Origin of the sequence: Metabacillus herbersteinensis (assembly GCF_042433335.1) — a bacterium.
Lineage (GTDB): Bacteria > Bacillota > Bacilli > Bacillales > Bacillaceae > Metabacillus > Metabacillus herbersteinensis.
On sequence record NZ_JBHLVO010000001.1, the window covers coordinates 598,116 to 610,181 of the forward strand.

Annotated in this window: 11 protein-coding genes; 4 read left to right on the top strand and 7 right to left on the bottom strand. The window is 36.4% G+C overall.

What is annotated here, in order from left to right:
• Positions 1-28: 28 nt before the first annotated feature.
• Positions 29-2,374, bottom strand: a complete 2,346-nt coding sequence (nirB, locus tag ACFFIX_RS02925) for a nitrite reductase large subunit NirB (RefSeq protein WP_378930298.1) — start codon at positions 2,372-2,374, stop codon at positions 29-31.
• 291 nt (positions 2,375-2,665) lie between these two features.
• Between nirB and ACFFIX_RS02930 the strand changes: the two genes are divergently transcribed.
• From ACFFIX_RS02930 to ACFFIX_RS02940, 3 genes are all read left to right on the top strand, one after another.
• Positions 2,666-3,871, top strand: coding sequence for a nitrate/nitrite transporter (locus ACFFIX_RS02930; protein ID WP_378930300.1), 1,206 nt, complete (start codon positions 2,666-2,668; stop codon positions 3,869-3,871).
• A 143-nt stretch (positions 3,872-4,014) separates the two neighbouring features.
• Positions 4,015-4,443 carry a MarR family winged helix-turn-helix transcriptional regulator gene (locus ACFFIX_RS02935; protein ID WP_378930302.1) on the top strand — a complete coding sequence of 143 codons (429 nt, stop codon included), beginning with the start codon at positions 4,015-4,017 and terminating at the stop codon, positions 4,441-4,443.
• 6 nt (positions 4,444-4,449) lie between these two features.
• Positions 4,450-5,649, top strand: a complete 1,200-nt coding sequence (locus ACFFIX_RS02940; protein ID WP_378930304.1) for an MFS transporter — start codon at positions 4,450-4,452, stop codon at positions 5,647-5,649.
• Between the two features lie 96 nt (positions 5,650-5,745).
• On the opposite strand, the gene ACFFIX_RS02945 is transcribed toward ACFFIX_RS02940, so the two are convergent.
• Entirely contained in the window at positions 5,746-6,423 is a 678-nt protein-coding gene (locus ACFFIX_RS02945; protein WP_378930306.1) for a nitroreductase family protein, read from the bottom strand.
• 72 nt (positions 6,424-6,495) lie between these two features.
• Here ACFFIX_RS02945 and ACFFIX_RS02950 point away from each other — a divergent pair, with 72 nt between their 5' ends.
• Positions 6,496-6,846, top strand: a complete 351-nt coding sequence (locus ACFFIX_RS02950) for a winged helix-turn-helix transcriptional regulator (protein ID WP_378930308.1) — start codon at positions 6,496-6,498, stop codon at positions 6,844-6,846.
• 130 nt (positions 6,847-6,976) lie between these two features.
• Here ACFFIX_RS02950 and ACFFIX_RS02955 read toward each other — a convergent pair whose 3' ends face one another.
• From ACFFIX_RS02955 to ACFFIX_RS02975, 5 genes are all read right to left on the bottom strand, one after another.
• Positions 6,977-7,471, bottom strand: a complete 495-nt coding sequence (locus ACFFIX_RS02955; protein WP_378930310.1) for an anthrone oxygenase family protein — start codon at positions 7,469-7,471, stop codon at positions 6,977-6,979.
• Positions 7,471-8,328: an NAD(P)H-binding protein gene (locus ACFFIX_RS02960; protein ID WP_378930312.1), complete on the bottom strand. Its 858-nt coding sequence runs from the start codon at positions 8,326-8,328 to the stop codon at positions 7,471-7,473. The genes ACFFIX_RS02955 and ACFFIX_RS02960 overlap by 1 nt, the downstream gene beginning before the upstream one ends.
• A 175-nt stretch (positions 8,329-8,503) precedes the next feature.
• Positions 8,504-8,926 carry a MarR family winged helix-turn-helix transcriptional regulator gene (locus ACFFIX_RS02965; RefSeq protein WP_378930314.1) on the bottom strand — a complete coding sequence of 141 codons (423 nt, stop codon included), beginning with the start codon at positions 8,924-8,926 and terminating at the stop codon, positions 8,504-8,506.
• A 374-nt stretch (positions 8,927-9,300) separates the two neighbouring features.
• A complete protein-coding gene (locus ACFFIX_RS02970; protein ID WP_378930316.1) occupies positions 9,301-9,819 on the bottom strand; it encodes a DinB family protein in 519 nt (172 codons plus the stop codon).
• A 301-nt stretch (positions 9,820-10,120) separates the two neighbouring features.
• On the bottom strand, positions 10,121-11,335 hold the full coding sequence (locus ACFFIX_RS02975; RefSeq protein WP_378930318.1) for a hypothetical protein: 1,215 nt from the start codon (positions 11,333-11,335) through the stop codon (positions 10,121-10,123).
• Between the last annotated feature and the right edge of the window lie 731 nt (positions 11,336-12,066).

The following is a 12,066-nucleotide window of genomic DNA, read 5'->3' on the forward strand; positions in this document are numbered from 1 at the left end:
TATTTGTAATATAAAAAAACACTAAGCTTTATACAGTCTTTCCGGCATATAGAAGCACTTCCGCCTCTAGACGTTCAATTAGCTGTCCACGTAAAGCATCTTCAAATAACACTTCTCTTATATGGATTAGACCTACTCTTTGGGTCCAATCATATATTTGCTCAAGGTAATTAGCTGTTTCTCTGTAATATTGAACGAACCCACAAATCAATTGCTTCGCTTCTTGTCTATTGTTAGCTACAGTAAATAACTCGCCTTTCTGTGCGCTAGGACTACTACTTCCACCAACGTAGATTTCCAAACCTCTGTTGATTCCAATCGCACATATATCCTTTGTCATCATATCTACTTTACTGTGTTTACAGGCTGAAACACCCATTACCACTGTGTGAGGTGTTAGTAAATATTCCATTTCTTTTTCCAATTCAATCGCTAACTGTAATGCATTTTCCTTATTGCACTGGCAATCTTGTTCACCAAAACAAGTATTTACATGCCGGACGTTGTTACCATGCATTGGGCTTAATGGCATATTTAAATCCGAACATACTGCTTGGATATTTTCCTTTTTAATGCCCTTTAGTTGAATTCTTTGTTCGGGTGTTAGACCAACATTCGTAATCTTATATTTTTCCATTATGGTAGCAATCTTTTTAAGCTCTGCTACGTTCGTCATTCCTCCATACATTTGTGGGGTGATCGAATACGTACCATCACTTTGGATCTGAGCGTTCATATATTCATTGAGAAAAAATGTTTTATTCTGTCCCCCATTTTCTGGGTAGATCATCGCTAGATAATAATTGATGGCAGGAACACAGCTTGAGCAACCTTCAATCGTTTGCCAACAAAGCTCTGCAAATACATCTCGCAATGAGGATAGGTTTTTTTGCTGAATTTGGAACACCACCTCATCCTCTGTTAACGTTGTACAAGCACATAATGACTTTTGCTGGATAGATTCATTACATTCATCACTATGAATATAAGTAAGTAAGTCTGAGACAACTAATTTACACCCCCCACAGGAGCTTGAAGCTTTTGTGCATTTTTTTACTTGTTCAACTGTTGTTAATCCCTTCTGCTGAACTGCCTCAACTATTGCTCCTTTCGAAACACCATTACAATTACAAATGACTTCACTTAGTTTCATAGATTTAATATGTGTTGCATCCTTATCTAGGGACTGAAGAAGCATTCGTTTCTCTTCATCGCTAACATATTTTCTCTTAATAATCATATCTAATAGTTTTGATTGATCCCTTGTATCGCCGTATAACAAAGCGCCAACAATTATATCTCCTCGGACTACAATTTTCTTATATATTTCATCCACTTCATTCAGAACTTTTAGCGTCTTTGTTGTTTCATCTTCATCAAATTCTCCGACTGAAAAGAGATCAATACCAGGGACTTTTAAGCTTGTTGATAATACAGACCCCTTGTATCCCAGGTCAGCAAGACCACAAATATGCTTTGCGAGCACTTGGCCTTGTTCATACAGTGGTTTAACTAATCCGTAAACGATACCATCATGTTCAACACATTCACCAACAGCGTAAATGTCAGATTTATTCGTCTCTAAAAAGTCATTGACGACAATACCCCGATTGGTAAGAATGCCACTATCTCGAGCCAGTTTGCTATTAGGTATGACCCCAACAGCCATAACAACCAAATCCGCCTCAATACATGTTCCATCTGTAAAATGGATTTCTTCTACTCTGCTATCTCCAACAATCTCTTCTGTCACTTTACCTAAAAGAAATTCAATTCCTTGCTGTTCTAACTTTTTTTGAAGCATTTTTGATGACATTTCATCAAGTTGACGTTGCATAAGGTACTCTGCATTGTGTATAACCTTTACATCTAATCCAAGATTTAATAGCCCTCTAGCAGCCTCTAGACCTAATACTCCGCCACCAATAACAATGGCTTTTTTATATTGCTTAGAGGTTGCAATAATATTCTTACAATCCTCTATTGTTCGAAAGGTGACTACTCCCGTTTTTTCAATGCCTGGGACTGGAAGAACAAATGGAGATGAGCCTGTTGCTATGATCAACTTGTCATATGGTATAGATCGATTTTGATCTGTTACGATCTCTTTTTTTAGTGAATCAATGTTTGTAGCTGTTTCACCAGAAAAAAGCTTTATTCGATTCTCTTCATACCACTCTAATCCATTAATCGTAATATCTTGGATAGATGCCTCCCCTTGTAAAACAGAGGACAGTAAAATCCGATTATAATTAAGGTGTGGCTCACTCCCTATTATCGAAATATCAAAAATGAGTGAATTCTGTTTTAAAATCTCTTCAACACAGCGGACACCCGCCATTCCATTTCCGATTACTACCAATTTTCGCTTCATCTTAGCCCTCCAGCATAAATGGTCTGATCTCATTCAGGTGGTCTCATTATTTCATATAATTCCTTTTAACAAATTATTGTTGTCACATTTCCTGACACAGAATCTTATTTCGATACATTTTTCTTACTGTAACTTGTTTAGCTTTGTTTCTTCATCTTCTAAAAATAATTCCGCGTTACATTTCCTAACAGGTAACTTTTCTATCAAAAGGACACCGCATATAATGTGGCTATGCTTTAAACTCTGGAAATTTAAAAAACTAGTCTCGACAATTGAAAGGAGTAACTCTAAATGAAATTATCTGATTTAAAATCAAGCGGTCATCCGAAGACACTTTTTTCTTCCTTCTTGTATTTTGATGTAAGCTTTATGATTTGGGTTATTCTTGGCGCCCTTGGTGTTTTTATCACTCAGGACTTTGGTTTATCTCCATCACAAAAAGGATTAATTGTTTCGATACCGATCCTAGCGGGTTCCTTTTTCCGAATTGTTATGGGCGTTTTAACTGATCGAATGGGGCCAAAGAAAACAGCTATTTTAGGAATGAGTATTACAACTCTCCCTTTACTTTGGGGCTTTTTCGCGGGAAATACACTACCTGAGATATTTATGATTGGAGTATTATTAGGGGTTGCAGGAGCAAGCTTTTCCGTTGCTTTACCAATGGTAAGCAGATGGTATCCTCCTCACCTTCAAGGCCTAGCAATGGGGATTGCTGGTGCGGGAAACAGTGGTACGTTACTCGCAACATTATTCGGTCCTCGAATAGCAGAAAGTTTTGGATGGCATACAACAATGGGAATTGCTCTTATTCCACTACTTGTTACATTCGTGATTTTTATTGCTTTAGCGAAGGATGCACCAACACAACCAGCACCACAACCGCTAGCTAATTATTTCAAAGTATTTGCTCATAAAGATACATGGTTTTTCTGTTTACTATATAGTGTCACATTCGGAGGTTTTGTCGGCCTATCAAGCTTTCTAAGTATGTTTTTTGTCGATGAATATCAATTAACAAATGTCCAAGCAGGAGATTTTGTTACGATTTGCGTAGCAGCAGGTAGCTTCTTCCGACCTCTAGGAGGCTTTATTTCCGACAGAGTTGGCGGTGTGAAAGTTTTAACTTTCTTATTTATCGGTGTTGCAATATGTATGCTTGGTGTTAGTCAGCTACCTTCACTATTCGCGATTACTGCTCTACTCTTTATCGGCATGATGTGCTTAGGTATGGGGAATGGCGCGGTATTCCAATTAGTCCCACAGCGTTTTCAAAAAGAAATTGGGATGATCACAGGAATAGTTGGCGCTGCTGGCGGGATTGGCGGATTCTTTTTACCGAATATATTAGGTACATTAAAAGAAATGACTGGTTCTTATGCTTCTGGGTTTATCACGTTCTCTGTAATAGCGTTATTAGCACTTGTTATGCTGGTAGTAGCAAGCTACTCTTGGAAGAAATCGTGGAGTTTAAAGAGTGATGCGGTGAAGATTTAATTTAGTTGAATTTTTTACCCTTGGCTATCACAGAGCCAGGGGTTTTTCTTTGTTCCAAACTTGTTTCCTTTACAAATTACTAATTTCTGTTATTATTATAAAGTCATATACTTACCTAGGTAAATAAATTGGGGTGAATCATAATGGAAAACACAAACAAGTTATTTCACATGCTGTATCGGAAAACTCGTTTAATGACAAAAGAACTTAATGACCATTTACAAATGCACGATCTATATAGTTCTCAATGGTCCATTCTCTATTGCTTAAAAATCAATGGACCTATGACACAAAGTGATATTTGGCGTTATTTGGTTGTGGAAGCACCTACTGTTACGCGGACTTTAGTAAAGCTAGAGGATAGTGGATGGGTGAAACGCACACAAGGTAGTGATAAACGAGAACGCCTTGTTTCACTTACCGATAAAGCAATTGAACATTTACCAATGGTTGAAAAAGAGGTCAAATCCTTTGAACAAAAGATGGTTAAAAACTTGTCTGATAAAGAACAGGATTACTTTTTCCACTTATTAAACAAGCTAGGAGCCTCAACAAATGAAGAGGGGGAATGAGTCCTAATGAAACAGGAAAACAAACAACCTATTTGGACCAAGAGCTTTATTAGTATTTCCTTAAGCAACTTCTTTATCTTTATCGCCTTTTACGGCTTGCTAACATCTTTACCTATCTATGTAGTTAATGAACTTGATCGCTCAAAGGTCGATGCGGGTCTAATTGTAACCATTTTTCTTCTCTCTGCGATAATCGTTCGTCCATTCTCAGGGAAGCTACTAGATGATTTTGGCAAAAAAAGAATGTTAATGATAAGCCTTATCCTTTTTACACTATGCTCGTTTATGTACTTATGGATTGATCAATACGCTTCATTACTAGCATTGCGATTCTTCCAAGGAATTTGGTTTAGTATTGCCACAACAGCAACAGGATCAATAGCAGCTGATCTCGTTCCGATAAAAAGACGCGGAGAAGGTCTTGGCTATTTTGTGATGTCAACGAACCTTGCTGTTGTTTTCGGTCCACTGCTTGCACTTACACTAATACAAGTAGCATCATTTTCAATATTGTTTCTTGTGTTTGCATTGTTAATTACAGCTGGAGTATTGTTTACTGCTACAAGTAAAATAGATGAAGTACATTCCGAAGTTACTAAGGTAAGGAAACGTTTACAGCTTTCAGACCTACTTGACCGAAAGGCATTACCCATTGCTTTTATTGGTAGCTTAGTTGCTGTTGCTTATTCAAGTGTTCTATCGTTTCTATCTATTTATGCACAAGAGCTTAATTTATTAGATGCAGCTAGCTTTTTCTTTGTTGTTTTTGCTGTTGTCATGCTAATTGCTCGTCCTTTTAGTGGCCGTTTATTTGATTCGAAAGGTCCACATATTGTTATCTATCCTGCACTTGTTTTATTTCTGATCGGATTGGTTCTTTTAAGTGTTACCCAATCGGCGTTCATGCTTCTGTTATCTGGAGCATTTATTGGACTTGGTTATGGAACCGTCGTCCCTTCCTTACAAACACTTGCCATTCAAGCAACTGACCGCAATCGAAGTGGGCATGCTACCGCAACATTTTTCACACTCTTTGATACAGGAATTGCTGCTGGCTCATACATCTTAGGAATTGTTGCTACACAGCTTGGCTATGGTCAGCTGTATTTCTATACGGCTGTGTTTATGATCGTTGTTATTGTGTTTTATAAGTTGGTTTTAAATCGAAAAGAAGTTATCTCCTTAAATTTGAAGGAGACTGGTTGAAAGTTGCTTTTTTTGCGAAAGGCGACTGTCTGCTTCTGAAGTAAGACAGTCACCTTTTTTCTTTGATACTATATATAATGTTAATAAAGCAAATAATTACTTTATTTTATTTTTATAAATTACTTGATTGACATCATGCCTTACCGTTTTGTGACCATTTTTAATGCCTTTCCCAATTGCTATAAGCATAACATCCAAATACCTCTCAGAAATATCCAATGCCAACCTTAACTGTTCTGAATCATACCCTGACATGGTGATGGTCTCAAGACCAGCTTCATTTGCCAATAAAAGTAATGACATGGACGCTAGGCTTGCATCTCTTGTTAATTCAATTTTTAAATCCTCTTTTGATTTATTCACGTAGTAATCTATGGCAGCACCCGCCAGATAATCTCTCAGTGATGCATCAAAAAAACCTTCCTGAAATCCCTCTTCATGTATCTTTATGATATTTTCTTTCTCAAAAGCGTGATAATCCCCAAGTATTACGATTAATACGGATGCATCTGTTACTTGCTGCTGATTAAAAGCTATCGGTAATAATAGATCCCGCAGATGTGGCTCATCGATTACTAAGTAACGCGTTGCTTGTATATTATTTCCGTTAGGCGACTTACTTGCACTTTCAATCAATGTTGCCATCGTTTCTGAACTGACTATATAGTTTGAGTCGTAATGCCTGACTGAACGTCTTTTTTCTAAAAGGTCTTTTACACTCATCGTATCCACTCCAAATTTTTTATTTGCTACACCACCGATTATAATAGACAATAATACAGGAGAAAATAACGCACAAAAATGTGGTATAGCCACCTTTAAGTGCCTATTTAGGAGGAATAAAGAGTGGACAGTCAAAACTCGGGAATCAATATTTTTATGAATACTGTAGGCGGAAAGTGGAAATGTTTAATCCTCTTTTTCTTGAGCCAAAAATCAATGCGGACGAAAGAATTTTATGAACGGATACCGGCCATTACTCAAAAAGTCTTGACCGATCAATTAAAGCAGCTGGAAAGAGATGGGATTGTCCGAAGAGAAGTATTTAAGGAAGTTCCGCCAAAAGTAGAGTACAGTTTAACTGAGTTAGGTCGATCATTTGTTCCAGTATTAAACACAATGTGTGAGTGGGGTAACACGTATGCCGTTGGGAGAGACATAGATAGAGAGGAACAAATTTGTTGTAATCATAAATAAATATAAACTTTATATGGTATATCTGTCCTTCTCACTATATAAAAGCAAAAAGCCTTCCGAAACGTCGGAAGGTCTGTTAGTGAATCTGCTTCCTCGGGATTGACTAAAAGGTTTGAAGTCTTGCTTTTTTCTACTTATAAAGTTGCAAAGTCCCCAAAATGAAGCACAACATAGAAAATAGTGCTGCTATTGTTCGAACATGATTCCACTTTGTCCACTGTATGAGATAATTACTCCATACGATAGTTGATTGACTCGTATCAGTTCTTACTTTTGCTAAGCTATCATTCAGTGGCACATTAAACAGCATAGTTACAGAAATTGTACCTATTAGAAATAGACTGCTACCCAACAAGATTAATATGGAGCTCAATCCGTTCCAATAAAATAATTCAATAACTATTAAAATAATACATAGAAATGCTGTGCCACCAAATACGATTGCAAAAAAAGGATTAAGCATGTAGATATTAATTGCTTGCATTGCTGAGATCCCTTTATCTGAGCGTATGTTAGAGAGTGCGGTCATAATACATGTCGAAAATACAAAGAATAACCCAGCATTTAAACCTATTCCTATATTGATTAAAATGATGATGACTAACCGAACTTTTTCTACCATCATTACTTATTCCAAACACCTGATACTACAGTTTCTTGTACGTATTCTCTAAAATCTCTTGGTTTTCGACCTAGTGCTCGTTGTACACCATTCTTCACCTCTGAATTTCTACCATCAAGTACTGTTGTAAACAACTCTATTAGTAATTCAACTAATGGTGAAGGTGTTTTTGCTTCTTTTAAACCAGCTTTAAATTCCTCTATGTTAAGTTCAACGTACCCAATATCTCTTCCCGTAACTTTTGCGATTTCCTCAGTTGCTTCTTTAAATGTCATCAACCTTGGTCCTGTTAATTCATATAGCTCTCCGACATGACCATCTTCTGTTAGGACTTTCACAGCAACATCTGCAATATCCTCTACATCAATAAAAGGTTCAGTAACTTTCCCAACAGGCAATGCGATCGTACCATCATTGACTTGGTCAACTAGAAAATTTTCACTAAAGTTCTGATTAAACCAACTACACCTTAATATCGTCCATTCAACATTTGACTTTTTTAGTGCTTCTTCACTTTGAATCGCACCATCTTCACCTCGACCTGAAAGCAGAACAAGACGTTTGACATTATTTTTCAAAGCAAGTTCTGCAAACATACTAATATCATCAGAAGCACCTGGTAACGCTAGATCGGGATAATAAGCGATATAAACAGCCCTTACACCCTCTAGCACACTTACCCAAGTTGATTTATCTTCCCAATCAAAAGGCTGTTCACCATTTCTAGAACCAACTCTTACAGGTATTTCCCTTGCCTTTAAACGTTCTACAACACGTCTACCAGTCTTTCCGGTACCACCAAGAACCAGAATTGGTTGATCAATAAGTTCTAATTCATTCTTTTTATTAGTATTCAACATCATTATCCTCCTCATTTTTAAAATTAAGTCGTTATGAATTAAAACGTTAAGAAGATATCTATCACCTCCTAAAATTTTATTTGTTTGCACAAGCAACTATTGTCAAAAAAAAATACTTTCTTTAGCTCTTTTCTTTTCTCTCTCTTTACCTTATTTATCTGTTAATTTATAGTATTTACTTTTCTAATTCATTACTTAAAAGTTCTAACTTCAATGACAGTTCATCAGCCAGATCTTTCCCAATGATTTCTGAATATCGCTCTCGAAGGCTATTCCAACATACATGTATTATAGCTTCCAATTCTTTCCCTTTATCTGTAGTAAATATTAAAGATAAACGTCCTTCAACATTGTTGTAAACTAAACCTTTTGCCATTAGTTTCTCAACAATCCGAGTTACAGTTGATGGTTGAAGATGTAATATTCCACCAATTTGTTTTTGTGATATTCCTTCATTTTCATAAATCACCATCAGTAAATAAGCTGCTGTTGGTGATAAACCACTTTTCAAAAACTCTTCTTCAGCCATTTTTGTAATGATTCTACTAATACGACTTGAAGTGAAATATAAGCATTCTTTTAAATAAATATCTAACATAACAATACCTCTTTTTTAAAATTCATTTTATTATAATTGTTTGCACAAGCAAATTATAATCCATTTAATTACATTTGTACAGCGCTTTTCAATTAATTTTAAAGGTTACTAACTAACGCAGTTGAGAAAATAGCTGTTCTTCTTATCTAAGGCATATAATAAACTTGTTAGCGTTCGATGAAATAATTTAATACTTATTTTGCGTGAATAGCACAAATAAAGGATCATACATATTGGCCTAACTAATATGTATGATCCTTTTATATTTTTTCAACAAACGTGCCCGATAATTGAAGATCTCGATTCGCTGTATTTTTCTGCTTCCATTAACCTAACACCTTCAAGAGGTGTAAAAAGCCCCTCTCTTTAAAATCTTAATCATTTTGTAATTTCCTGAGCAAATGGAAAATCTGGCCCCTATGATGTGATTCATGTTCAATCAGATGATAAACAACCCACTCAGGTGTGACGTCATAATGTTCAAGCACCCTCGGTTTACGCCAATCCGTTAGGTCCATTGAACGAAAGTGGGAAAGAAATACTTCACGCACTTTATTAAGGCGGTAAAAATGTTCTTCTAAACTTTGTCCCTCAATGTGGGTTAAGGACCCGTCTTCAGAACTGAATTTTAACGGAAACAACGAGCGTATTTCGATATCCCATTCACTGCCAAGGACTTCTACATATAACCAATCTGCCTCGACCAATGCAATGTGATATAGCAGAGATCCAATCGTTTGTCTTTCATCAATTTTTGTGTCAAGTATACTTTGGCTCGTTCCAGTTAATTTTATTATAAGTGTACGGCGAACATCTTCTAGACACCATAGCCATCGACCAATTTCTTCTTCATATTCTGGTAATGGAGTTACAAATAGAGCTCTTTTCTCCAACGAAATCATCCTCCTCTTATTAAACTACTTACATTCTATTAAAATAGATGTTTCCCTTTTAAATAAAAACTTTTCTTCAGTTATTCCACAATCCTGCCCGATACACGAAAAAGATTCGTTCAATAATTTACTAGACTATATTAGAACTTAAAATATTGGAGAAATGCCCCGAATGTATAATAAGGAAAAGTTAATGTTTTAATTTGGCATTGTTCAACTTTCCTTTTACCTATGACCTCTTTTATTACTCCTAGTAAGAGAATTCTTCATTATACATGCTTAGGCGCAAGATTATAATTAACTACGAAAACCTCAGTCCAGAAATTTCACGTTTCTCTCCATTTAGCTCAAATTCCATTATTTGAGGTCCGTTGCCATAAGGGTTTTCTACCTTCACTTGCCATATGTTCTTCTCTTCGCTGACTGTAATATCTATTATCGGTGTTTCTTTTAGAGCCTTTAAGTATTCATTTTCGGTTACTTTTTTCTCGACTCCATCTTTCTTTATTACGTACTCCCCATTTACTTCAATAGCAATTTGGTCGCCAGTATGCTTATTCAGCCATTGATCAATTTCGGGTGATCTATTCCTTGCCACAGTCAGTACTGAAGATTCACTAATCTCTACTTCTCTTTCAAGCATATCTAGTATATAGTGCTCATGAGTGTCATATTCAAAAATTGAACCAAACCTATCAATTGTGCCACTTGTTCCACATACTTCAACGAGAATGCCATCGACTGGAAGTTGGCTGTTCTCAATTTTTTCTTTCCCGCTGGTATCAACGCTGAATTTTGCCTGTTCTCTGACATCGTAACCCATACGCTGACCATCTGTACGAATCTCGTGATATTTTATTTCTTCATCGTTTAACATCGGTTTAGTAATAAGATCAATGTTTGCAAGTAAATAGTGTGCTTCCGTATGGTTCAAGCCTTCCCATTGATTTTCCTCTACCTTTTTTCTTTTTACTTTCACACTTTTCCCGTCATCCAAGAGATTAAGAGTATAATAAATCATATAGGGGTGGGCGTCCTCCACAAGAGTTATTTCTAGGTTTTTAAACTTTCCTTCATCACTGATAACTGTTCGGAAATCTGTAATCTTCACCCCATAGTCATCCATGATTTCAAATTCTTCCTTTATATTCTCCCATTCTTCTACCATACTTCCACTATAGAAGTTCGTATCTTGTAATTGTACTTTCCGAGGCCATTCATACAGTTTTGTTTCTATGAAAGGCAGAATCACTGATAAAAGAAACACAATCAATCCCACGTAAACGGCCCGTTTTTTAACCGCAGAGTTTACAGGAATGTTTCGAAAAAACAAAAGAAAAACCACAAACCCAAGTGGTAGCTTGAAACCGTTCAAATGTATCATAAAGGCTCCGAGAAACGTGTAGCAGAAAAGCTTTAAAAGTAAGTATGGTTCTACTTCCTCATATTTTCGATATAGTATGATAACCGCGACTACTGTAAGAATGAATAAGACCATTTCAATTACGTTACTCACATTTATTCCCTCCTTTACAAGATGGGATGTTAAACCTTTTCGGGAATCTATACAAAATTAAGACCTTTTTAAATTATATCTTTACTCAGTTAAACTGCCCTATTGATTAATACCAATTATTTCAAATACATATGGCTAAATCAATCATTTTTTTCAATGAAAAAGACACTTACCTTATAACAGATAAGCGCCCGTAACTAAAACCACCCTATCAGCTTAATAATCTGTCCTCTTATTCGTTAACTGGAAATTTAATACAGAACAAAAGCGCAAGCGCCTTGAACAGCCCCGACAAGCATAAGGCGATTCTAAATAGAAGGCGTTCTTTGCCTTCAATTTAGAATTGACTTATGACCTCGAGGGGCTAGGCGCTGGCAGTCAAAAACGCGACGTCCTGTCGCATTGACTGCACTAGCACGTCCTGTGCGTCGGAGCTGGATTCAGAAACGCAGACTTAGTATCAAATTTTATACTTTCTTATATGTTTAAAAAAGACCGCCATATGTCGGTCACTTTATTGAAGTAAATGCAGTTAATTGAATAACATAGCTTCGAATCACTTTCTAATAATTCCTTTCCTTATTCCATAATCTGGCCCGATACACAAATCGAGTAGGAGGCGCGTTACCGCGCCGACCTCTCACACCACCGTACGTACCGTTCGGTATACGGCGGTTCGAAAGTTTATGAAATTACTTTTAGTAGAGATTTTAATCCTAGTCTCTTCCAGT

Excerpts from the sequence above, each read along its gene's own strand:
- ACFFIX_RS02965 (WP_378930314.1), bottom strand. The coding sequence starts at position 8,926 with ATGTTAGATATTTATTTAAAAGAATGCTTATATTTCACTTCAAGTCGT.
- ACFFIX_RS02960 (WP_378930312.1), bottom strand. The coding sequence starts at position 8,328 with ATGTTGAATACTAATAAAAAGAATGAATTAGAACTTATTGATCAACCA.
- ACFFIX_RS02940 (WP_378930304.1), top strand. The coding sequence starts at position 4,450 with ATGAAACAGGAAAACAAACAACCTATTTGGACCAAGAGCTTTATTAGT.
- ACFFIX_RS02955 (WP_378930310.1), bottom strand. The coding sequence starts at position 7,471 with ATGATGGTAGAAAAAGTTCGGTTAGTCATCATCATTTTAATCAATATA.
- ACFFIX_RS02930 (WP_378930300.1), top strand. The coding sequence starts at position 2,666 with ATGAAATTATCTGATTTAAAATCAAGCGGTCATCCGAAGACACTTTTT.
- ACFFIX_RS02935 (WP_378930302.1), top strand. The coding sequence starts at position 4,015 with ATGGAAAACACAAACAAGTTATTTCACATGCTGTATCGGAAAACTCGT.
- nirB (WP_378930298.1), bottom strand. The coding sequence starts at position 2,374 with ATGAAGCGAAAATTGGTAGTAATCGGAAATGGAATGGCGGGTGTCCGC.